The sequence below is a fragment of the Streptomyces sp. rh34 genome, assembly GCF_002551245.1.
Taxonomy (GTDB): Bacteria; Actinomycetota; Actinomycetes; order Streptomycetales; family Streptomycetaceae; genus Streptomyces.
The window spans coordinates 1-21,039 of sequence record NZ_NTGZ01000055.1; the positions used below are offsets into that span (position 1 = coordinate 1).

Annotated in this window: 18 protein-coding genes, 2 tRNA genes and 1 pseudogene; 10 read left to right on the top strand and 11 right to left on the bottom strand. The window is 71.9% G+C overall.

All coding sequences use genetic code 11. From position 1 onward, the window contains the following. Together CR470_RS13305 and CR470_RS13310 are read right to left on the bottom strand one after the other, a co-directional pair. Positions 1–1,895, bottom strand: a 1,895-nt coding sequence (locus tag CR470_RS13305; protein WP_179892241.1) for a PAS domain-containing protein, incomplete at its 3' end; no start/stop codon positions are given. Between the two features lie 306 nt (positions 1,896–2,201). Further along, on the bottom strand, positions 2,202–2,771 hold the full coding sequence (locus CR470_RS13310) for an SSI family serine proteinase inhibitor (protein ID WP_097867807.1): 570 nt from the start codon (positions 2,769–2,771) through the stop codon (positions 2,202–2,204). Positions 2,772–3,063: 292 nt separating this feature from the next. Between CR470_RS13310 and CR470_RS13315 the strand changes: the two genes are divergently transcribed. After that, a tRNA-Ser gene (locus CR470_RS13315) sits at positions 3,064–3,154 on the top strand. Between the two features lie 250 nt (positions 3,155–3,404). Next, a tRNA-Arg gene (locus CR470_RS13320) sits at positions 3,405–3,477 on the top strand. Between the two features lie 81 nt (positions 3,478–3,558). Here the strand turns inward: CR470_RS13320 and CR470_RS13325 are convergent. Continuing rightward, on the bottom strand, positions 3,559–4,131 hold the full coding sequence (locus CR470_RS13325) for an ArsR/SmtB family transcription factor (RefSeq protein ID WP_097867808.1): 573 nt from the start codon (positions 4,129–4,131) through the stop codon (positions 3,559–3,561). Positions 4,132–4,301: 170 nt separating this feature from the next. Here CR470_RS13325 and CR470_RS13330 point away from each other — a divergent pair, with 170 nt between their 5' ends. Both CR470_RS13330 and CR470_RS13335 read left to right on the top strand, forming a co-directional pair. Continuing rightward, the gene (locus CR470_RS13330; RefSeq protein WP_257138620.1) at positions 4,302–4,943 is read left to right on the top strand and encodes a hypothetical protein; all 642 of its coding nucleotides are present in this window, start codon (positions 4,302–4,304) and stop codon (positions 4,941–4,943) included. Between the two features lie 225 nt (positions 4,944–5,168). Further along, the gene (locus tag CR470_RS13335; RefSeq protein WP_143663806.1) at positions 5,169–5,720 is read left to right on the top strand and encodes a hypothetical protein; all 552 of its coding nucleotides are present in this window, start codon (positions 5,169–5,171) and stop codon (positions 5,718–5,720) included. Here the strand turns inward: CR470_RS13335 and CR470_RS13340 are convergent. The 5 genes from CR470_RS13340 to CR470_RS13360 form a co-directional block, all read right to left on the bottom strand. Then, positions 5,707–6,915, bottom strand: coding sequence for an NAD(P)/FAD-dependent oxidoreductase (locus tag CR470_RS13340; protein WP_097867811.1), 1,209 nt, complete (start codon positions 6,913–6,915; stop codon positions 5,707–5,709). The two genes, CR470_RS13335 and CR470_RS13340, sit on opposite strands and share 14 nt — an antisense overlap. Positions 6,916–7,008: 93 nt before the next feature. Continuing rightward, positions 7,009–7,953, bottom strand: a complete 945-nt coding sequence (gene sigJ, locus CR470_RS13345; protein ID WP_097867812.1) for an RNA polymerase sigma factor SigJ — start codon at positions 7,951–7,953, stop codon at positions 7,009–7,011. A 140-nt stretch (positions 7,954–8,093) separates the two neighbouring features. Further along, positions 8,094–9,218 carry an alpha/beta hydrolase gene (locus CR470_RS13350; protein WP_097867813.1) on the bottom strand — a complete coding sequence of 375 codons (1,125 nt, stop codon included), beginning with the start codon at positions 9,216–9,218 and terminating at the stop codon, positions 8,094–8,096. A 44-nt stretch (positions 9,219–9,262) separates the two neighbouring features. Beyond that, a complete protein-coding gene (locus CR470_RS13355; protein WP_218923763.1) occupies positions 9,263–10,174 on the bottom strand; it encodes a hypothetical protein in 912 nt (303 codons plus the stop codon). Between the two features lie 45 nt (positions 10,175–10,219). Next, the gene (locus CR470_RS13360; RefSeq protein WP_097867814.1) at positions 10,220–10,447 is read right to left on the bottom strand and encodes a hypothetical protein; all 228 of its coding nucleotides are present in this window, start codon (positions 10,445–10,447) and stop codon (positions 10,220–10,222) included. Positions 10,448–10,601: 154 nt separating this feature from the next. On the opposite strand from CR470_RS13360, the gene CR470_RS13365 reads away from it, so the two are divergent. The 4 genes and pseudogenes from CR470_RS13365 to CR470_RS13380 form a co-directional block, all read left to right on the top strand. Then, positions 10,602–13,157: a helix-turn-helix domain-containing protein gene (locus tag CR470_RS13365; RefSeq protein WP_257138623.1), complete on the top strand. Its 2,556-nt coding sequence runs from the start codon at positions 10,602–10,604 to the stop codon at positions 13,155–13,157. A gap of 73 nt (positions 13,158–13,230) precedes the next feature. Further along, the gene (locus CR470_RS13370) at positions 13,231–14,130 is read left to right on the top strand and encodes a DUF2797 domain-containing protein (RefSeq protein WP_097867816.1); all 900 of its coding nucleotides are present in this window, start codon (positions 13,231–13,233) and stop codon (positions 14,128–14,130) included. A gap of 23 nt (positions 14,131–14,153) precedes the next feature. Further along, positions 14,154–15,038, top strand: a complete 885-nt coding sequence (locus CR470_RS13375) for an amidohydrolase family protein (protein ID WP_097867817.1) — start codon at positions 14,154–14,156, stop codon at positions 15,036–15,038. Between the two features lie 97 nt (positions 15,039–15,135). Beyond that, positions 15,136–15,234, top strand: a pseudogene (locus tag CR470_RS13380) (IS5/IS1182 family transposase); the annotation flags it as partial. 39 nt (positions 15,235–15,273) lie between these two features. Here CR470_RS13380 and CR470_RS13385 read toward each other — a convergent pair. Then, positions 15,274–15,825: a DinB family protein gene (locus CR470_RS13385; protein ID WP_097867829.1), complete on the bottom strand. Its 552-nt coding sequence runs from the start codon at positions 15,823–15,825 to the stop codon at positions 15,274–15,276. A gap of 249 nt (positions 15,826–16,074) precedes the next feature. Between CR470_RS13385 and CR470_RS13390 the strand changes: the two genes are divergently transcribed. Further along, positions 16,075–16,821, top strand: coding sequence for a response regulator transcription factor (locus CR470_RS13390; RefSeq protein ID WP_097867830.1), 747 nt, complete (start codon positions 16,075–16,077; stop codon positions 16,819–16,821). Positions 16,822–16,883: 62 nt separating this feature from the next. Here the strand turns inward: CR470_RS13390 and CR470_RS13395 are convergent, their stop codons facing one another. Both CR470_RS13395 and CR470_RS13400 read right to left on the bottom strand, forming a co-directional pair. Next, on the bottom strand, positions 16,884–18,047 hold the full coding sequence (locus CR470_RS13395) for a serine hydrolase domain-containing protein (RefSeq protein WP_097867818.1): 1,164 nt from the start codon (positions 18,045–18,047) through the stop codon (positions 16,884–16,886). Positions 18,048–18,248: 201 nt separating this feature from the next. Continuing rightward, positions 18,249–19,136, bottom strand: a complete 888-nt coding sequence (locus CR470_RS13400; RefSeq protein ID WP_097867819.1) for an endonuclease/exonuclease/phosphatase family protein — start codon at positions 19,134–19,136, stop codon at positions 18,249–18,251. A gap of 229 nt (positions 19,137–19,365) precedes the next feature. Here CR470_RS13400 and CR470_RS13405 point away from each other — a divergent pair, with 229 nt between their 5' ends. After that, positions 19,366–21,021: an MFS transporter gene (locus CR470_RS13405; RefSeq protein WP_097867820.1), complete on the top strand. Its 1,656-nt coding sequence runs from the start codon at positions 19,366–19,368 to the stop codon at positions 21,019–21,021. The last annotated feature ends 18 nt before the right edge of the window (positions 21,022–21,039 follow it).

A 21,039-nucleotide genomic window follows, 5' to 3' on the forward strand; every position in this document is an offset into this window, starting at 1 on the left:
CCGGTCGGCTCGGCGGCCGGACGGTCGTCGGGAGCGGGAGCCACGGCGCCGGCCGTGCTGTCGCCGCCGCCCTCCGGCGTACCGCCGGGGCTGTCCAGGAACGCGTCGGTGGAGGACCTGCGTGCCCGGCGCCGGCCGCCGCTGGTGACGCCCGGCGCTCCGAGGCCTTCGGGCGACGAGGGCACGGCCGGAGCGGATTCCGGCAGCGGGGCGTTCCCGTCCTCCTCCGGGGGCGCGATCGTGCCGGACGCGGTGCCGATGGGCAGGTCGAGCACGTACGCGCTGCCGCTCATGCCCGGCATCTCGTGTGTCTGGAGGACCCCGCCGTGCGCCCGGACGATGCCGCGCACGATCGGCTCGTGCACCGGGTCGCCCCCGGCGAACGGCCCGCGCACCTCGATCCGTACGACGTCACCGCGCTGGGCGGCGGCCACGACCACGGTGGAGTCGACATAGCCGCCTCCGGGCACCGCCCGGGTCTTGCCGGTCGAATCGACCCCGCAGACGTCCGCGACGAGATGGGCGATGGCGGTCGCGAGCCGGGGTGCGTCGACCTCGGCCTCGATCGGCGGGGCGTGCACGGCGAACTGGGCGCGCCCGGGTCCGATCAGCTCGACCGCCCCGTCGATACCGCCCGTGACGATCCCGTCCACCATCGCGGGGGCCTTCCGCAGCCCCTCCGCCCCCGCGTCCAGGCGCTGGTATCCCAGCACGTTGTCGACGAGCGTGGTCATCCGGGCGTACCCGGCGGCGAGATGGTGCAGGATCTGGTTGGCCTCGGGCCACAGCTGCCCGGCCGGGTCGGAGGCGAGCATGGACAGCTCGCCGCGCAGCTCCTCCAGGGGCCCGCGCAGCGAACCGCCGAGGACGGCGGTGAGCTGGGAGTGCTGGGCGCCCAGGGAGGCGAGCAGCTCGGCCTGTCCCTCGATCTCGGCGGCGTACCGCTCGCTACGGTCGGCGACCTCGGCGGCGTGCGCCTCCTTCAGCGCCTCCAGCTCGGCGGCGTGCGCCTCCTTGAGCGCGGTGACCTCGGCGGAGTGACTCGTGGTCAGCTCGGCGACGACGCTTCTGTGCTGCGCCGACAACTCCTCGTACGGTCGGCGGTCCGTGAACGTCATCACCGCGCCGACGAGCTGGTCCCCGTCCCGTACCGGCGCGGTCGTGAGGTCCACCGGCACCTGCGCGCCGCTCTTGGACCACAGCACCTGCCCGCGCACCCGGTGCTTGCGCCCGGACTTGAGCGTGTCGGCGAGCGGGGAGTCCTCGTACGGGAACGGCTCGCCCTCCGCCCGGGAGTGCAGGATCAGCGGATGCAGCTCCTGGCCGCCGAGGTCGCTGGCCCGGAAGCCGAGGATCTGCGCGGCGGCGGGGTTGACGAGGACGACGCGCCCGTCGGTGTCCGTGCCGACGACGCCCTCGGATGCGGCCCGCAGGATCATCTCGGTCTGCCGCTGCGAACGGGCCAGCTCCGCCTCGGTGTCGACGGTGCCGGAGAGGTCCCGCACGACGAGCATGAGCAGCTCGTCACCGGTGTAGCTGGAATGGATGTCGTTGTACGCGGCCTGCCCGCTGTCGAGGCTCGCGCTGGTGACCTCGACGGGGTATTCGTTGCCGTCGGTGCGCCGCGCGGTCATCCGCGTCGGCTTGGTCCTGCCCTGCTCGTCCGCAGCCTCGGGCCGGCGCATCGAACCCGGGATCAGCTTGGAGTCGAACTCCGGCAGCAGATCGAGCAGTCCGCGACCGACGAGCGCGGTGCCCGGGGTCTCGAACATTTCGAGGGCGATGGCGTTGGCGTTGACGACCGTGCCGTTGCAATTGACGAGCAGAAGCCCGTCAGGAAGGGCATCGAGTATGGCTGCGAGGCGAGCAGTGCCTCGGGACGGCCTGCTGCTCACGACGACGCTTCCTCCCTGATTACCGCACCTTGCCGACAGCGGGACCCAACATCTTGCCCCTCGGGCCTCGGACTGTCACTGGAGGAGTCTAAGGGCAGGGGAGGCCCCGGGGGCGGCGGATGAGGGGGAGCTCTCACCAAGGTTCTGTGCGCGGCATGTACGCCGCGGGCCCATGACGTGAGCGTCCGCGCACCGTGTGACGTGCGCGGACGCGCGGCGCGGGCACACCCTTCAGGGCGCGCCGGGCCCTGGAGCCGTCCGTGTCGGGTACGGGAGGGCGAACGCTTTTACGCCGTCGCCGAGGGACTACCGGACATCGGGGAGCACCGGCACGAGGCTGTTCCAGCGGGCGATCTCGCATCCGTCGCGGCGGCTCGCGGTGGTGTCCACGGCCCGTCCCTCCCAGGTGCCCACGATGCGCGCGGTGGCGTCGCCGCCGTGGATCATCGTGCACATCGTGCCCTCGGGGGTCGGCCGGAACAGCTCCTGCCGCCCGGCCCGGGTGGCGCCGGCCTCCGCCAGCCGGTCACAGGCGGCCTGCCCCCGCGGGTGGTTGCCCCCGGTGGGCCCGCACTCCAGCTCGAAGGTGCCGTCGGCCCCGGCGACCCCGGTGTTCTCGACGGACACGGTGAGCCGCGTCAGCGCCTCGTTCGCCTCACCCGCGCCCTTCCCGTTCTCGCCCTCCAGGAACCCGGGCAGCGGGACGGGCATGGGCAGCGGCCCGAGGGAGGGCCGGACGGCGGCGAACGGGCCGGAGGTGGGCTGGGCGACGGGCACCGGACCGGAGGACACGGGGCCGGAGGCGGTCGAGACCGGCACGGCGGTGGCGAGCGCGGCGAGCGAGACGACGGCGGTGAGGGCGAGACGGCGCAGCATGCGGTAGCTCCAGGATCTCTGCAGCACGGGCGGCCACGGGCGGCGGTCGCGGAACGATCACGGCCCCGCCCCGGAGCCACGGCTGACGGACGGCTGACGGGCGACGACAACGGACGGAGACCGGGGCCCCCACCCCTCTCTAACGCGCACCGCGCCCGGACGTTGCGCCACCACGCCGAACTGCTTTGCCTGGGCACCCGGGGGCCTAGTAACGTTGACCGCGATTGGTGGCACGACGCTCGACTGTGTCATCATCTGCACGCACCACTCGCGTCCGCGCGAGGTGTGTGGAGGAGGCGTCGCCTAGTCCGGTCTATGGCGCCGCACTGCTAATGCGGTTTGGGTCTTAAAGCCCATCGAGGGTTCAAATCCCTCCGCCTCCGCTCCATCCCGAAGCCCCGTGCCCCTGGCACGGGGCTTCGGTCGTTCCGGGGCGAGTGAGGGTGCGGAAGGCGCGCCGGGGCTGGTTCGGAGCTGGTTCGGGGCCGGTTCCGGAGGGTGGCCCAGATGGGCCTCGGGAGGCTGTTTCCGCAGGTCGGCAGAGGTGCGGCTAATGGATTTCGCGTCACGGCGCAGGTCATGTAATGTTGTTCTCGCAACGCCGACCGGGGAGAAAAAAGCCCGGAACGCCAAGCACTCGTAGCTTAACGGATAGAGCATCTGACTACGGATCAGAAGGTTGCAGGTTCGAATCCTGCCGAGTGCACAGCAGACCAGAGGCCCCCAGGAGAGATCCTGGGGGCCTCTGGCGTTTGCCCGTACCGCTCGCGGGCCGGGCGGCTGCCCGTCAGTCGGCGGGTAGACCGAACCAGCGGAGGAGTACGGGGCGTGCGTCGGCCGGGGCGTCCTCGGGGCCACGGGCGTAGTGGGCGAGCAGGGCCAGATAGTCGTCGTGGAACGCGTCCAGCTCATCCTTCGTGAGGTGGGCGAGGCTGCGGGAGCCCCGCATCCAGCCTTCCGACTCCGCCTGCCCGGCGGTGAACTGTCGGGCGAGTTCGACATCCTCCTCCATCCTCATCCGGTCCAGCTCGGCGGACATGGCGCGCTCGGCCTCCGTCAGCTCACCCTGCGGCGGTCTGCGGATATCGAGCCCGCGCACCCCGCGCCACCAGCGCTCCCGCCCGGCGGAGCGCTCGGGGATGTCCTCGATGAGGCCACTGCGCTCCAGCATGCGCAGGTGGTAGCTGAGCGTCCCGGTGTTCTCGCCGAGGGCGGCGGCCAGCGTGGTCGAGGTGGCTGGGCCCGCTGTGCCGAGGTGGCGCAGGATGCGCAGGCGCAGGGGGTGCGAGAGGGCCTTGAGCACCTCGGGGCTCTCGACCGTGTGCCGCTCCACGGCTTCGGATCTCCGGTCTTTCGTCATGGCGGCAGTCTAGCCAGAAAGCAGGGAATCCTCTGCAGACTTTCCTCTGCAGAGAAAGCTCTGCAATACTGGGATGCATGACGCCGAACCGAGTGACCTTGAATCGAGCGGTCCGCCGCTTCGCATGTGCGGCTGCGGGGGCCCTGCTTGCCGGACTCTCCCTGGGGTCCGTGCCCGCGCACGCAGCTGAACGGGCCGCGGATCTGCCCGCGTTCGACTTCTCCGCCTGCCCGACCGCTGATGAGCTGCCTGCGGGGGCGGACCCCGGGACCTGGCGCTGCGAGGTCATGCACGCGACGGGGCAGCTGCGCATGGGCACCGTCGATGAGCTGCTCACCCAACCCATGAAGATCACCTTCGCGGAAGGCCGTGTGGACGGCGAGTTCCGTCAGGTCTTCGGTGAGATGACCGCCGCGCCGATCCGGGTGGGAAACACCCCGCTGACCCTGACTCCGCAGTACGGCGGTTACGCGGACTTCCTGTCCGACGACACCCGGCGCGGCGAGTTCGACATCAAGTTCGCCATAGGCGCGGCGCACGGGCTGCCGGCCCGGCCGTTGCCGGGCTGCTCGGTGGGCAGTGATGAGGACGCGGTCCACCTGGTGCTCAAGGACACCGATCCCACCCGGGTGATATCCAGCGATCCCTTGGTCGTCGCGTTCGGCGCCCAGGACGCGGAGTTCGCCGCCCCGCGCACCAGTGGCTGCGGCCCCCTGGGCCGCGTGCTCGACCGGGCCCTGGGTCTGCCGTCCGCGGCGGAGTCGAATGCCTTCGACATGGATGTCACGGTGGGCATCCGGTCCTACACGTAGGCGTGTTCGGCAAGTGTGCGTCGATGCCTGGTGGGAGCCCGGGCCTGTCAGCGTTCAGGCATTCTGGTCCACCACGGAGCCCGACATCGTCCACTCGGTGTGGTTGGGCTCCGGCAAGGCGCGGCGCTCGGATTCCTCATCGATGCGTGATCAGTCGGCTCACATCCCGTTGGGCTCCAGGAGGAAGACGCAGCATCGCCCCTCGCAGGGCCTAGGCTCCACGCTATGGAAACCAGGGGCGGGGACGCGTTCGCGTCCGGCGCGGAGCGCGGAGCGGACGTGGAGTTCGTCTACCGGCCGACGGTCGGTGACTTCGAAGAGGCGCTTCGTGCGCGCGCGTTGCAGACGGGGGCCGGGCGACTCCAGGCGTTCGCGGGGCCGGTGGCGTCTGTCGGTGCTCTGGCTGTCTTCGGGGTGGTCGTCGGTCTGTCGACACCCGTGCTGATCGCCGCGCTGGTGCTCTGCGCGGCCATCGTGTCCTGGGGCGCCCTGCGGGCACTGCGTACCCAGGCGCGCAGGATGTTCAGCATCGTGGAGCCGTACGGGCAGTGCCGGATGGTGGCCGATGGGCGTGGCGCGGTCAGTACCGGCGAGCGGGTGTCCTTCACCGTGGAGTGGGCGGTGCACCGGGAGTATCTGGAGACCGCCCGTCTCTTCGTGCTGCTCGGCGGTGAGCGCTCGGCCGGAATCGCGGTGCTGCCGAAGCGGGGCGCCCAGGGCCCTGAGGACGTGGAGCGCCTCAGGGCGATCCTGGACCGGAACCTCAAGCGGCTGTAGCGGTCGCCCGCGCCGGCTCCGCCGTGACCCGGTGGCGGCGGGTCGGCAGGCCGAGGGTCGGGTTGGCGACGCCCCAGGCCGCGGCCTTGCAGACCAGTTCCTTGTAGAGGGCGGCCAGGCGGCCGGTCAGGGCCGCGCTGACGGCTCGGTCGTCGGCGGTGACGTACTGGATCAGGCCCTCCTTGCGGCCCAGCGAGACGCACTGGTTGAAGTAGCGGGGTGCGGTGGTCGGGAGCTTGGCGCCGGTGAGGCGGGCCGCGATGGCGTCGGCGGCCTGCCAGGCGGTGGGGACGCCCGAGGCGCACGACATGCGCAGCGGCTTGCCGCCGGGGCCGGCGACCAGGGCCGCGTCGCCGATGGCGTACACGTCCGGGTGCGAGGTCGAGCGCATGGTGCCGTCGACCATGATCTGGCCGTTGTCGCCGGTCCGCAGTGGTGTGGCACGGGCGATCGGGTGGACCGCGAAGCCCGTCGTCCAGATCGTGATCGCGGCCGGGAGGTCGCCCTTGGTGGTGGTGACACGGTCGGCGTGCACGGCGGTGACGTCGGCGTGTTCGTGGGCGGTGATCCGCAGTTTGGTGAAGACCTTCCGCAGGTGCCCGGCGCCCTTGGGGGAGAGCCAGTCGCCCAGTGCTCCTCGGGCGACCAGGGAGACGTCCAGGTCCGGGCGGGTCTCGGCCAGCTCCGTCGCGGCCTCCACACCGGTGAGGCCGCCGCCGACGACGACCACGGGCGTGCCGGGGGCGAGGGCGGCCAGCCGCTCGCGCAGGCGCATTGCCCCGGGGCGGCCGGCGACGTCGTGGGCGTGTTCGGCGGCGCCGGGGACGGCATGGGTGTTCCAGGCGCTGCCGAGGGCGTACACGAGGGTGTCGTACTCCAACGCCTCCGGCTCGCCGGTTCCGTTCGGGTCGGTGACGGACACCGTTCGGCGGTCGACGTCGATGCCCGTGACCTTCCCGAGGCGCAGCCGGACGCCCGTGCCGGCGAACATCTCGCTGAAGGGGCGGGGGCGGAGGTTCTGGCCCACCGCGAGCTGGTGCAGCCGGACGCGCTCGACGAAGTCCGGTTCGGCGTTGACGAGGGTGATGGAGACGTCCTCGCGGTGCAGCCGCCTGGCGAGGCGCCCGGCGGCACTCGCTCCGGTGTAGCCGGCTCCGATGACGATGACGCGGTGCTGCTGGATGTTCTGCTGCATGTCCTGCACTCCTGTCTCGCGCGGTTTCGCCCCTTGAACCGGGCAGCCCGTCGATTCCTGACAGGTCAGTGACGTGACGCGCGTCACAGGCGATCAGGAGATGCGGAGGACCGGTTCTCCGTGGGCCGTCGCCGCCCACTGCCGCGTCGCTCGTTCGAGCTTGTCGGGGTTGGCCTGGTTGCGGAACGCGGCGATGCCGTCCGCCGTGATCTCCAGGCACATGACGCCGATGACCCGGCCGTCGACGGTGACCACGAGGGCGGGCAGCCCGTTGGCGTACGAGACGTGGACCTCCGCGGTGCCACCGAGGAGGTTGCGCGCGGCCCGGTTGGGGGTGAACAGGCTCCGCATGAACTTCGCGACGGCCACGGCCCCCTCGAACGGCCTGGTGCGGGCCGGTACCTTTCCGCCGCCGTCGCCGATCGCGACGGCGTCCGCGGTGAGCAGCCGGACGAGCGGTTCGGTCCGGCCGCTGGTCGCGGCCGTGAGGAACTCCTCGACGATCCGCCGGGCGGCGGCCTCGTCGATCTCCGTGCGGGTCCTGCCCTCCGCGATGTGCTTCTTGGCGCGGTGGAAGATCTGCTGGCCGGAGGCCTCGGTGATGTCGAGGATCTCCGCGATCCTCCGGTGCGGGTAGCCGAAGGCCTCCCGCAGCACGTACACCACCCGTTCGTTGGGGGACAGGCGCTCCATGAGGGCGAGGACGGCGTACGAGACCGATTCGCGCTGTTCGACGGTGTCGGCGGGGCCGAGCATCGGGTCCCCGGCGAGCAGCGGTTCGGGCAGCCACTGGCCCACATAGGTCTCGCGGCGGGCGCGCGCCGAGGTGAGCTGGTTGAGGCAGAGGTTGGTGAGGACCTTCGTCAGCCAGGCCTCGGGGACCTCGATGCGGTCGATGTCGGCGGACTGCCAGCGCAGGAACGTGTCCTGAACGGCGTCCTCGGCATCGGTCGCGGAGCCGAGGAGGCGGTAGGCGATGGCCTTCAGACGGGGCATGGAAGCCTCGAACAGGTCCATCTGGTTCCCGGTCAGCGCCATGGCTCGGATCCTAAGGGGAACGGCGCGCGACGGCGCAACGGGTGCGCCCCGCCGTCTCCTCGGAGGAGCGGCGGGGCGCGCCGTGGTGGTGGTGCGGCGGGGCGTGTGTGGGTGCGGCGTTGGCGGTGTGTGCGGCCCGGCTAGGCGGTTGCGTCCGCCGCGGCGAAGTCGGCCTCCAGCCGCGGGATGTAGTCGGCGAACGCGGGGGCCCAGCAGCCGTAGTTGTGGCCGCCGTCGCAGGTGGGCGACAGCGAGGAGCCGTTGCCGTAGTCGACCAGGCGGGCGGGCAGGCCGAGCTGGTCCAGGCGCGACTTGACCGTCCTGGTGGCGACCGCGGTGACGGAGTCGATCAGCCCCTGGTCACCGGTGTAGAGCGTGACCTTCGTGCCCTGCAGCCGGGCGAGGTTGACCGATGCGGCCGGGTTGACCGCGTTCCAGACGCGGTCCGCGCCGAAGACCGGGTACGGGGAGCCGAAGACGGCGTCGCTGTCGACGTAGGGCCCGTAGCCCGTGCAGGCGCCGGTGCCCGACGGGGTCGAGGTGCTCACCGCGCACCACGCGCCGGTGAGGTTCAGTTCCGTGGCGACGACGGCGGCGCGGATCGCCGGCATGCCGAAGTCGATGCCCCCGGAGAGGGCGGCCGTGTGGCCGAACAGGTCGGGGCGGGCCTCGGCGTAACGGAGGGCTCCGTACCCGCCCATCGACAGGCCGACGACCGCCCGGTGGTCCTTGCCGGGGAGGGTGCGGAGGTTGGCGTCGATGAAGGGGACGACCTGTTCGAGGTGGAAGGTCTGCCAGTTGGCCGCGCCCAGCGCGGTGTTCTGCATGACCCAGTCGGCGTACCAGCCCTTCAGCCCGCCGTCCGGTACGACGGTGATCATCTTGTTCGAGCGCAGTGCGGGGGCCGCGGCGGAGTCGTCCACGGTGCCGCCCCCGCCGTGCAGGAAGTACGTCACGGGCCACCGCTTGCCGGGGTCCGCCGCGTAGCCCTCGGGGAGGAAGACGCGGATCTTGTGGGTGCCGGACACCTGAGGGGTGGTCACGGTGAGGGTGAAGTCGGTCTCCGAGCGCACCTCCGTGGCGTCGACGACCCGGGTCAGGCCGTGGCTGTCGGTGAAGTCGGGGATCACGGGGGCGTCGGCCCGCGCTGTCGGCGCGGCGGCGAACGCGGTCAGCATCGTCATCGCCACGGTCGCGGCGGCCGCGACCGCCGCTCCGGCGCGCAACCCGGCGAGGGCTCGTACGCCGGACTTCAGGGGGTTCATGAGGCGGTTCTCCTTCGGACGGGGCGGTTGCCCCGACGGGTCGGTTACGGGTTGGCGGTGACCTGGAATCCCGCGCCGTAGACGCCGGGGTGTGCGGCGTTCCGGGCGCGCAGGTCGGCGAGGATGTTCGCGGAGCTGGTGTAGACGTACGGCGGCACTCCCAGGGCGATGGCCTTGGTGATGCCGGCCCAGGGTCCGGCAGCCTGGAAACCGTTCGCGGAGGAGGGGTAGGCGCTGCCGGGTACGTGCCAGATCGCCGGGCCTCCCGAATCGCCGCCCTTGTGCGGGGCCCAGGACTGGTAGACGCCTCGGGCGGCGTTGGTGACGCGGCCGTAGTTGACGCCGAGCTGCCCGGAGACCACCAGTTCGTTGTTGTTGAACAGGGCCGTGCCCAGCAGGCGTTCGCTGTTCGGCGCCGGGCTGAGGGCGTTGGGGCTGGGCTGCCCGCCGGGGACCTCCAGCACACCCGTCTGCTTCAGGTGCGGCCCCTGCGAGGAGAGGACCACCGTCGGCCCCAGCTCGATGATCATGTAGTCCTTGGTGGCGTGCCCCACCATCGAGCCCTCGGGGTCCTTGAAGTAACGCAGGTGACCGATCGGTCCGGAGGCGATGTCGTTCCGGTCGTAGACGGGCTGGATGTTCTCGGGGATGTCACGGTCGGCGTACTTCTTGTCGTTCACGCAGTGCCCCGCGGAGATGGCGATCTTCCGCTGGTACGCGTCGGTGCCGACCGCGCCGATCGTGCAGAAGGCGTTGGGCGTGTCCGGCCGGAAGATGATCTGCATGCCGTTGAAGACGCGTTTCTCCGCTCCCGCGCCGGACGCGGTGGCGGCAGCGGCGGTGGAGGCCGTGATGCCCGTCAGGACCAGGAGGAATCCCAGGACTCCCGCGAGCAGCCCGGGTATGCGTCGTATCCGCTCCGTCCGCTCCGTTCGCTCTATCCGTCGTTGGCGCATGGGTGTTCCTCTCGGTCAGTGGGTTCGGGTTCCGGTGGTTTTCGTCTATCGGCGGCACGAGGCCGCGATGACCAGCAGCACGATGGCGATTCCCAGGAACGGCAGGCAGCCCAGACCGCCCTGTGGATTTCCGCGATGGACTTCCACATGGCCGCCAGGAGGAACTCCGGGGTGTTTCCGGGTGTAGTGATCGATCTGCTGCTGCTCGGCCCGGGACGCGCTGAGCCAAGGCGTTTTCGCGGTGCATTCGCCGCACCAGTAGCGATAGGCCATGCCGGTTCCTCACCCGTCGTTCCTCCCTCTGCTGCTCCGCCGACGATCGCGTTTCCGCAGCTCGGCGGACAGGCCAGGGCACCGGCCATCTATGGCCGGTCCGGTCACCGCGCTAGACTCGCCGCCGTCCGGGCGGGCTAGGCGGGGGACCGAAGTGACGGATCGGCTCGGCATATTGGTGCGCCGCTTGCGCACCCAGGCGGGACTGACGCAGGAACAGATGGCGGAGCGGTCCGGGGTGAGCGTGCGCACCATCCGCCGCCTGGAGACGGGAAAGGCCGCCGATCACCGGTTGGGCACGGTGAACCTCCTGGCCGATGCCCTCGATCTCGGAGTCGAGGACCGCCGGCAGTTGGCGGCCGTACTCGCACCGGCCCATCCTTCGTCGATTCCCTTACAGGGAAAGGCGAATTCCGGTGTCGATTCCGGTGTCGATTCGGGTGCCGATTCCGGCGGACCGTTTGGGCCCGAACCCGAACCCGAACCAGAGCCCGGACCCGGGCCCGGACCCGAACCCGGACTCGGACCCGAAAGCGAATCCGAAGTCGATCGCGTGCTCGCCGGCGCGGCCGGGGAATTGGCGCGGGAGGTCGGGCGTCGTTGGCGGAAGGAAGAGGAACAACGGCGGGTCCACGACCCTTTTCCGTTGCCGGTGCGCTGGAACCGGGCGCCCGCCCGGCTGACCGACCACGCGGAGAACATCCAGCGCCTGCCGCCGGGCGTCCGGCCGGAGCCCATGGAGCCGGCGGGTGATCTGCGGAGCGTGGCCGAGGCCTACCGGGGGATTCCGTCCGGGCGGCTGGTGATTCTCGGCCGGGCCGGTTCGGGCAAGTCCATCATGGCGATCCGGCTCGTCCTGGACCTGCTGGGCGGCCCGGACCGCTCCCGCCGGGTCCCGGTGATCTTCGGCGTCGGAGCCTGGGACGCGACGGCCGTCGCGTTACGGGACTGGGTCGTCGATCTCCTCCTGCGCGACTACCCGCATCTCGCCCGCCGGACCCCCGGCGGCTCCACCCTGGCCGCCGCGCTGGTCGACGCCGGGCTCATCCTGCCCGTACTGGACGGGTTCGACGAGATCGCCGAGGGGCTGCGGCAGGAAGCGCTCGAAGCGCTGAACGCGACCTCGTTGCCGCTCGTGCTGACGAGCCGGGCCGGGGAGTACGCGGAGGCGGTAGGAGCGGCGCGTGCGCCGCTGGTCTGGGCCGCCGGCATCGAGCTCGTCGGTCTCACCCCCGATGACCTCTCGGCCTACCTGTCGAGGACCGCCCGCCCGGCCGCCCAGGGCGGACGGACCCCCGGAGGGGAAGGGGGCGAGGGCGGCGAGGCGCTGTGGGACCTCGTCCTGGAGGTGCTGCGGAGCGGGAAGGACCGGGCGGGCGGACGTCTCGCCGCGGTGTTGAGCACCCCCTTGATGATCGCCCTGGCCCGCACGATGTACAGCGAGGCCCCTGGCCGGGACCCCGCGGAACTGCTGGACGCCGGACGGTTCCCCACCGCGAGTTCCCTGGAGGACCACCTGCTGGCGGGCTTCGTGCCCACGGTCTACCGGCCTCGCGTCGCCGAGCGGGCCGCGACGGGGGACCCGGACCGGGACCGGCGGCAGGACCGGCGGGACCGGGACCGGCGGCGTCACTGGGATCCCGACCGTGCTCGGCACTGGCTGGGACACCTCGCCCACCATCTGGTCCGGCTCGACCGTGACCGCCACGACCTGGCCTGGTGGCAGATCGGCGAATCGCTGCCCCGCTCGACGCGTGTCCTGACCGTCGCCCTGGTCTCCGCGCTCTGCGTCACCGTGTCCGACTGGGCCGTCGTCCTGCTCGTCGCCCCGATCACGCCCGGCGAGGCGCTGATGCAGGGGGCCGTGGTCGGCCCGGTCGGCGGCCTCGCCTTCGGGTGCTTCTACGCGGTGATGGCCGCGTTCGGCGGCGGCTCCTTCGCCCCGAGCCAGGTGCGCCTGCGGCTGCGCGGCCGGACCGACGGCATCGGGCGCAGAACGGTGCGCACGTTCACCGACCGGTTCGCGGCCGTCGTGCCGGGCGGGTTCGTGATGGGGATCGGGTGCGCGTGCGCCTTCGCCCTCCAACGGGCCCTGTACGAGGGGCGTTCGCTCACCGACCCCGCGCTGGTCGAGGCTCTGCTCGTCAACATGCTGGTCCTCGGGGTGATCTTCAGCTCGGCCGCCGGACTGGTCTTCGGGCTCCTGGCCGCGCTCGAAACGCCGCTGGACGTCGGGTCCGCGGCCACCCCGGCCGGTCTGCTGTCCGCGAACCGGGCGACCGTGTACCGGCAGCTCCTCGTCATCGTGCCCGTGCTCACCCTGGCCATCGCGCTCGGCGGCGGCCTCGTCGTCCGGCTGCTCGCGGGCGTTCTCGGGCCGATGAGCTGGGATCTGCCGGAAGGACTCGTCATCGGGGCCGTGGGCGGGCTCGGCGGCGGCCTCTCGTACGCCCTCTGCTTCACCGCCTGGGGCCAGTGGCTGATCTTCTCCCGCCTCCTGCTGCCGCTCACCGGGAAGCTGCCCTGGAGCCCGGAGGACTTCCTCGACGACGCCTACCGGCGGGGGGTGCTGCGTCGCTCCGGGGCCGTCTACCAGTTCCGCCACATCCGTCTCCAGCACCACCTCGGGCACACGTACCGCCGGAGGCGCGGCAACTACGCACCGGCCACGTTCTCCGGGCCGCCGCCCCGCTGGGCCGACAGGACCTGAGAGCTGTCCCTTAGCATCGCTGGGCCGGTTCGACCGGCGGTCTGGTGCCGGTGGAGGAGAGAGCGGGGTCCGGGTGTCCGGTGGGTGGTGGTGCGCCGGGGTGCGGTGGCCCGGGCAGGTGCCCGAGCTGGGGTGGAGCAGGGGCGGTGACCGGCGGGTGAGCGTCCTCGCGTACGGGGCCGGCCTCGGGTTCCGGGCCCTCGGGGAGCGGCACTGCGTGGGGGCCCGGGGGAACGTGTGCCCGTTGGGCGCCGTGGTGCCGGGGCGGTCCACCGGCGGGCGGTGCGCCGAGTGCGCGCGGCTGGACCGGGCGCATTCGGTGGCCGCCGACACGATGGCGGACGACCCACGGACGTACCGCGTGTATCTGGCGTGGTTCGGGCCCGGCCTGGTCAAGGTCGGGATCACCGGGGAGGAGCGCGGTGCCGCCCGGCTGCGGGAGCAGGGCGCCGTGGTCTTCGGCTGGCTGGGGCGCGGGCCCCTCATGGCGGCCCGGCGGACCGAGGAGGTCCTGCGGGCGGCCCTCGGGGTGCCCGACCGGATCCCGTACGCCAGGAAGCGGGCCGTGCGCGGGAGGCTTCCCGGGCGCGAGGAGCGGGCCGCCGAGGTGGCGGAGCTGTACGGGCGGGCCGCGCGGCTCGAAGGGCGCGGCTGGCCCGAGTCGTTGGAGCGGCTGCCTCTCGAAGTCGTCGATCAGGCGGAGGTCTTCGGGATCGACCGGGCGCCCGCTCCCGTCCGGTCGGTGCGGGAGCTGGTCGACGGGGGCGTCGTCGCGGGGCGGCTCGTCGCGGCGGCCGGGCCCGATCTGCACCTGGCGGTGGACGGTGTGGGCGTGGTCGTCCTGGACACGCGGCTGATCACCGGGTGGGACCTCGCGGCCGTGCCCGTGGAGGGCGTGCCGGCGGCGGAGGGCGATGTACGTGTCCCTCTCATCGACATCGGCGGCAGCGGTGTGCAGGGTGGGTTGTTCTGAACGTCGACCAGGGGAGAGCGTCCGTGGGGCCGGAGAGCGATGACGTGGTGCGGTTCTGGGAGCGGCTCGGGCTGCCCGGGATCATCGATGTGCACACCCACTTCATGCCGGAGCAGGTCCTGCGCAAGGTATGGGCCTACTTCGACGCCGTCGGGCCGCTCACCGGCCTGGAGTGGCCGATCACCTACCGGTACGAGGAGGAGCGGCGGCTGGAGCTGCTGCGCTCGTTCGGGGTGCGGCGCTTCACCTCCATGGTCTATCCGCACAAGCCCGGCATGGCCCGCTGGCTGAACGGCTGGTCCGCCGACTTCGCGGCCCGGACCCCCGACTGTCTGCACACCGCGACCCTCTTCCCGGAGGACGGCGTGGAGGTGTACGTGAAGGAGGCCGTCGAGGCGGGGGCGAGGGTCTTCAAGTCGCACCTCCAGGTCGGCGCGTACGACGCCAACGACCCGCTCCTGGAGCCCGTGTGGGGGCTGCTCGCGGAGGCCGGGATCCCGGTGGTCATGCACTGCGGCTCGGGGCCCGCGCCGGGCGCGTACACCGGGCCCGGGCCGATCGGGCGGCTGCTGGCGCGTCATCCCCGGCTGCGGCTGGTCGTCGCGCACCTGGGGATGCCGGAGTACGCGGAGTTCCTGGCGCTGGCGGAGGCGTATCCGGAGGTCCGGCTCGACACGACGATGGCGTTCACCGACTTCAGCGAGGGGCTCAGCCCCTTCCCGGCGGCGGAGCGAGGGCGGCTGGCCGACCTCGGGGACCGCGTCCTGCTGGGGACCGACTTCCCGAACATCCCCTACCCGTACGTCCATCAGCTCCACGCGCTGGAGCGGCTCGGGCTGGGGGATGGGTGGTTGCGAGCGGTCTGTCATGGGAACGCCGCCGCGCTGTTCGGGATCCGGGACACCTAGGTGCTGTCCGGCGGATCATGTGACTGTCGGACCACTGGCTCGTTGTGCCCGGCATGGGACGGGGTGATCCAACAAATGCCGAAGGGATCCGGCTGGATGCAAGATCCACCTCGCGGGCGAAGGCGGCTGCCGTCCACCGGCCTTCCTCCTCACCCCCGGCCAGTGGGGCGACGCACTACAGATGGTCGAGGTCCTCCCCGAACCGAAGGACCAGTGGGCCGCACCGTACTTCAGTTCACCTCGGCGGGTCCTCGCCTGTAAGCCCGTCGACGGATTCACGGATGAGGTCGGCGTGACCGGCGTGGCGGGCGTACTCCTCGATGAGGTCAAGGAGAATGCGGCGAAGGTTGGGGCGTTCGCCGCTACGGGTGGTGCAGGCGCCGAGCTGGTCCAGCCCGCCCGTGCTGAGCGCCTCGTCGACGATGGCACGGGAGCGGGCGACTGACTCCTGCCAGAGAGCGCGCAGTTGCTCGGGGGTGTCCTCCGCGGCGGAGCGGTAGTCCCAGTCGGAAGTGCTGTCCCAGTCGACGGTGTCCCAGGGAGCACCGACTGGGGAGCCGAGCCACAGCCGGGCGAAGTGACTGTCTTCTACGTGCGCCAGGTGCTTGAGGAGGCCGCCCAGAGTGATGCTGGACGTGCCGAGTGTGGCGCGAAGGCCGGGGGCGCCCAGGCCAGAGCACTTCCAGGCAAGGGTAGCCCGCTGCCGTTCGAGGGCGCCGAGGACAGCTGCTGCCTCGGTGCCGGCGAGTGGAGGTTCCGGCCAAGCTTCGGTTTTGCTCTCGGTCATGGCCGCAGACCATAGCGAACGGAACCGGCCGTGCAGCCGACGGGTGAACGCAACGAGCCGATCACTCACCACCAAGATCCGCCGGACAAACCGTAGGCCCTGTCGGCCCAGGGGGTGTCCGACCCTCCCGCGTGGGCCCCTCCCGCGTGGGCGGAATTGATCAGACATCCCCTGGCCCGCTCCGCTTTCTCAGGAAATTCACAGGAACGGGTCAGGCTTCTCTCACGGGTGGCTCACAGAGTGGTGCCCATGACGACGACGACCTCGCCCCAGGGGCGTACCGAACTGCTCAGGCCGGACCGTACCCCCGTGAGGGTCCTGGTCGTGGACGACGAGGCTCCGCTCGCCGAGCTGCTCTCGATGGCCCTGCGCTACGAGGGGTGGGAGGTGCGCAGCGCCGGGGACGGGGCCGGGGCGGTCCGGGCCGCGCGGGATTTCCGCCCGGACGCGGTGGTCCTGGACGTGACGCTCCCGGACATGGACGGGCTGTCCGTGCTGGGCCGGCTGCGCCGCGAGTACGACGATGTGCCGGTCCTCTTCCTGACCGCCCGGGACTCCGTCGAGGACCGGATCGCCGGGCTCACCGCGGGCGGTGACGACTACGTGACGAAGCCGTTCGGCCTGGAGGAGGTCGTGGCCCGGCTGCGCGGGCTCATCCGCCGCTCGGGCTCGGCCGTCGCCGTCGGGCGCGGCGAGTCCACGCTCACCGTCGGTGACCTGGTGCTCGACGAGGACAGCCACGAGGTGAGCCGGGGCGGGGACGCGATCCACGTCACGGCCACCGAGTTCGAGCTGCTGCGTTTCCTGATGCGCAATCCGCGCCGGGTGCTCAGCAAGGCGCAGATCCTCGACCGGGTCTGGAACTACGACTTCGGTGGCCAGGCGAACGTCGTCGAGCTCTACATCTCCTATCTCCGCAAGAAGATCGACGCGGGGCGCACGCCGATGATCCACACCCGGCGCGGCGCGGGGTATCTGATCAAGCCCGGTGAGTAGGTGAGGCGAGGCGGAGCGCCGGCCCCCGGTGACTGCGGGAGCCCGGTCGGCCGCGGCCGGGCTCAGAACCCGGCCGCGTACGTCCAGAAGTCCCGCATCACCTGCGGTGCGGCGGGCCCGGTCAACTCCATCTGGGTGAGCAGGACGGCGACGGTGCCCGTGGAGGGGACGATGTGCGCCGTGGTGCCGGTGCCGCCGACCCAGCCGTAGCGGCCGAGGACGTTCCAGGGGGCCGCGATCTCGATGTCCACCGCACCGCCGAATCCCCAGCCCTGCCCTTCCGTGAACAGGCTGCTCGCGGCGCGCTGCTCCGGGGTGAGGTGGTCGGTGATCATCTGGCGGACCGACTCGGCGGCCAGCACCCGGCGGCCGTCGTCGTCCAGGCCCCCGGCGAGCAGCATCCGGCCGAAGGCGGCCCAGTCGTCGACGGTCGAGACCAGGCCGCCCGCGCCGGACGGGAAGGCCGGCGGGCTGCTCCACTGCCCGTCCGGGGCGTCCACCAGCACCGGGTCGCTTCCGCCGTCCACCCCGGCCCGGTAGTAGCCGGTGAACCGGTCCAGCGCGGCGGGCTCCACGACGAACCCGGTGTCCGTCATGCCCAGGGGCTCGAACAGCCGCTCCGCCAGATACGCGGGCAGCGGGCGGTCGGCGACCCGGGCGATGAGGACGCCGAGGATGTCGGAGCACGTGTTGTAGAGCCAGCCGTCGCCCGGCTGGTGCAGCAACGGGATTCGGGACAGCGCGGCCATCCAGGCGTCCGGCGCGAGGACGGCCTGCGGCTGCGGCGGGCCCTGTTTCAGTTCGGTGAACAGCGGGACGACGGCGGGGAGCGAGAAGTCGGACGGGAAGCCGTATCCGGCCCGGAAGGTCAGCAGGTCCAGCAGGGTGATGGGGTGGACCGCCGACACCACGTCGTCGACCGGGCTCTGCGGGGTCCGTACGACCAGCGGCGCGGCCAGCTCGGGCAGCCATGCCGCGACCGGGTCGGCGGGGGCGATCAGGCCGTCCTCGACGAGCGTCATGGCGGCCGCCGCCACAATCGGCTTGGTGATCGAGGCGAGACGGAAGAGCGAGTCCCGCCGCATCGGCGCGGACCCGGCGAGGCCGGCCGTACCGGCCGACACCACCTCGGTCCGCCCGCCCCGGGAGACCAGGGCCACCGCGCCCGGCATCGACCCCTCGGCGATGTGGGTGTCCAGCAGTGCGTGCAGGGGGGTGGTGGTCATGGGTCGTCCTTCGTCCGGTACCGCGTGTGCTGTCGGAGGCCTGCCCTCCGGGGGGCGTCCCGCAGCGTGCGACCGCGGGTGGTGGACCGGGCGCGGCCCTCGGACAGGAGGACGCGCGCCGGCCGTAAAAGGAGGCTTTCGGGCCGAAAATGGAGACTCCCGGGCCGCCCGGGACTCATCGGCCCGCCCCCGTCGGCGGGCTCATCGGCCGCTCCCTCCCCCTACCAGCAGGTCCGCCACCACCGGCCGGTGGTCGGAGGCGACGCTCTCAGGTACCCACGCCTTCCGCACCGTGATCCTGGCGCCGGGCCCGCCCTTCGACACCGCCACGTAGTCGATCCGCTTGACCGGGTCCTGCGCCGGGAAGGTCGGCGCCGCCGGGTCGGCGTCCGTCAGCTCCCGCCACAGCGGCGCCAGTTCGGGGGCGGCGGGCTCCGCGTTGAGGTCGCCGAGCAGAATCCGCGGGCCCCGGTCCTCGGCCATGATCCGCCGGGTGTCGGCGACCTGGGCGACGCGGACGGAGGGGTCCGGGCGGTAGTCGAGGTGGGTCACGTACACGTGTACGGGCAGCCCCCGCACCCGTACGACGACCTCGCCGAACCCCGGGGCGGGAGCAGGGGTGGGGTTCGGGTCCTGGGTGGAGAGACGGGTGATCTCGTGGTTCTCGGCGCTCACGATCCGGTGCCGCGACAGCACGGCCACCCCGTACTCCGCCCGGGGGCCGCCCGGTTGGGCCGGATCCAGGCTGTAGATCGGTGCGAAGGAGACGTGCATGCGCAGCCGCCGCGCCAGCTCTCCCGCGAGGTCCCGCCACTCGCTGCGGTCACCCCAGTGCCGGTCGACCTCCTGAAGCCCGATCAGATCCGCGTCGAGCGACCGCAGTTCGGCCGTCTGGCGGTCCAGGTCGAAGGCGCCGTCCACGCCCGCCCCGGCATGGATGTTGTACGTGGCGACCCGCAGGGGCAGGCCCCCGCCGGAAGGGGGACGGGCCGTGGTGACGGCGGCGGCGGGCGGCGTGATGAGTGCACCCAAGAGGGATGCGGTGAGCAGGAGTTGAGGGATGCGAGAGGAACAGCGACGCAGCGACATGGCTCTCCAACCGGCCGAAAATCGCGCACTTTGTCAGGTCAGCGTCGAGAACCGTACCGCCCGGCCGCCGCGCCGGCCCACCGGCGCGGCCGGGCCGGTGGAACGGGAATCGACTTGTACGTCGTACAGGATCTGCCTTACGGTGTACATCGATCTCGTCCCATACGCCGTACAGCGACTCCGGAGCCGGCGCTCACCGCCCCGGAGCCCCGGAGTCCAAGGAGCCCGCATGACGGCGCCCGCCGCACAGCGACCAGACCTCGCCCCCCAGAGGCATCCGCAGCGCTGGCTGATCCTCGGCGTCATCTGCCTGGCCCAGCTCACCGTGCTGCTCGACAACACGGTCCTGAACGTCGCGATCCCCTCCCTCACCACGGAGTTGGACGCCTCCACCGCCGACGTGCAGTGGATGATCAACGCCTACTCGCTCGTCCAGTCCGGTCTGCTGCTCACCGCGGGCAGCTCCGCCGACCGCTACGGGCGCAAGAAGATGCTGATCGTGGGCCTCGCCCTGTTCGGTGTCGGCTCGCTCGCGGCGGGGCTCTCCCAGTCCTCGGGCCAGCTCATCGCGGCCCGCGCCGGGATGGGTGTCGGGGGCGCGCTGCTGCTCACCACCACGCTCGCCGTCGTGGTCCAGATCTTCGACGACGCCGAGCGGGTCAAGGCGATCGGGATCTGGTCGACCGTCAGCTCCCTCGGCTTCGCGGCGGGCCCGCTGTTCGGCGGGTTCGTCCTCGACCACTTCTGGTGGGGCGCGATCTTCCTCATCAACATCCCGGTCGCCCTGATCGCCCTGGCCGCCGTCGTCCGGCTCGTACCGGAGTCGAAGAACGGGCGGGGGGAGCGGCCGGACCTGCTGGGCGCGCTGCTCTCCACGATCGGCATGACGGCCGTCGTCTTCGCGATCATCTCCGGGCCCGAGCACGGCTGGGCGTCCGGCCGGGTGCTGCTGACGGCGTCTCTCGGGGCCGTGGTGATGGCCGGGTTCGTCCTGTGGGAGCTCCGCATCCCGAACCCGATGCTCGACATGCACTTCTTCCGGAACCAGAAGTTCATCGGCGCGGTGGCGGGCGCGATCCTGGTCGCCTTCGGCATGGGCGGTTCGCTCTTCCTGCTCACCCAGCACCTTCAGCTCGTGCTCGGCTACGGACCGTTGGAGGCCGGGCTGCGTACGGCCCCGATGGCCCTCACCGTGGTCGCTCTCAACCTGACCGGCCTGGGCGCCCGCCTCGTGGGGAAGATGGGGACGCCGGTCGTCATCGCGGCGGGGATGAGCTGTCTGGCGGCCGGACTCGCCGCGATCGCGCTGCTCGGGCGGGGCGGGTACGGCGGCATGCTGTTCGGTCTGGTCGTGATGGGTGCGGGGATCGCCCTGGCGATGCCCGCGATGGCCAACGCCATCATGAGCGCGATCCCGCCGGAGAAGGCGGGGGTGGGCGCGGGGGTGAACGGCATGCTCGCGGAGTTCGGCAACGGACTCGGGGTCGCGGTGCTCGGCGCCGTGATGAACGCCCGGTTCGCCGCTCTCGTGCCGGCCGCCGTCGGTGCCGCCTCGCTTCCCGCGGCCCTGGCCACCGCCGACGGGCCCGCCGCCCGGGAGCAGATCAAGGACGCCTTCGCCTCGGGCCTGGAGGTCAGCCAACTGGTGGGCGCGGTCGCGGTGCTGGCGGGCGGACTGCTCGCCGCGCTCCTGCTGCGCCGGGCCGAGCGGGCGGAGACGTCGGCGGCCGAGGCGGTGAAGACCGGGGCTGCGAAGGCAGAGGCGGTGAAGACCGGAGCCGCGAAGGCCGAGGTCACGGAGACCGGGGCTGCGGAGACCCGGGCTGCGAAGGCCGAGGCTGCGAAGGCCGGGGACCGGGCAGACTCGACGGGACCGGCGGCATAGCATCGGACCGGACGCCCG

What these genes read in the sequence shown, in the direction of transcription:
- CR470_RS13310 (WP_097867807.1), bottom strand. Translation starts at nt 2,771, where the DNA reads ATGCTGCGCCGTCTCGCCCTCACCGCCGTCGTCTCGCTCGCCGCGCTC.
- CR470_RS13325 (WP_097867808.1), bottom strand. Translation starts at nt 4,131, where the DNA reads ATGACGAAAGACCGGAGATCCGAAGCCGTGGAGCGGCACACGGTCGAG.
- CR470_RS13335 (WP_143663806.1), top strand. Translation starts at nt 5,169, where the DNA reads ATGGAAACCAGGGGCGGGGACGCGTTCGCGTCCGGCGCGGAGCGCGGA.
- CR470_RS13340 (WP_097867811.1), bottom strand. Translation starts at nt 6,915, where the DNA reads ATGCAGCAGAACATCCAGCAGCACCGCGTCATCGTCATCGGAGCCGGC.
- sigJ (WP_097867812.1), bottom strand. Translation starts at nt 7,953, where the DNA reads ATGGCGCTGACCGGGAACCAGATGGACCTGTTCGAGGCTTCCATGCCC.
- CR470_RS13350 (WP_097867813.1), bottom strand. Translation starts at nt 9,218, where the DNA reads ATGAACCCCCTGAAGTCCGGCGTACGAGCCCTCGCCGGGTTGCGCGCC.
- CR470_RS13355 (WP_218923763.1), bottom strand. Translation starts at nt 10,174, where the DNA reads ATGCGCCAACGACGGATAGAGCGAACGGAGCGGACGGAGCGGATACGA.
- CR470_RS13360 (WP_097867814.1), bottom strand. Translation starts at nt 10,447, where the DNA reads ATGGCCTATCGCTACTGGTGCGGCGAATGCACCGCGAAAACGCCTTGG.
- CR470_RS13385 (WP_097867829.1), bottom strand. Translation starts at nt 15,825, where the DNA reads ATGACCGAGAGCAAAACCGAAGCTTGGCCGGAACCTCCACTCGCCGGC.
- CR470_RS13390 (WP_097867830.1), top strand. Translation starts at nt 16,075, where the DNA reads ATGACGACGACGACCTCGCCCCAGGGGCGTACCGAACTGCTCAGGCCG.
- CR470_RS13395 (WP_097867818.1), bottom strand. Translation starts at nt 18,047, where the DNA reads ATGACCACCACCCCCCTGCACGCACTGCTGGACACCCACATCGCCGAG.
- CR470_RS13400 (WP_097867819.1), bottom strand. Translation starts at nt 19,136, where the DNA reads ATGTCGCTGCGTCGCTGTTCCTCTCGCATCCCTCAACTCCTGCTCACC.
- CR470_RS13405 (WP_097867820.1), top strand. Translation starts at nt 19,366, where the DNA reads ATGACGGCGCCCGCCGCACAGCGACCAGACCTCGCCCCCCAGAGGCAT.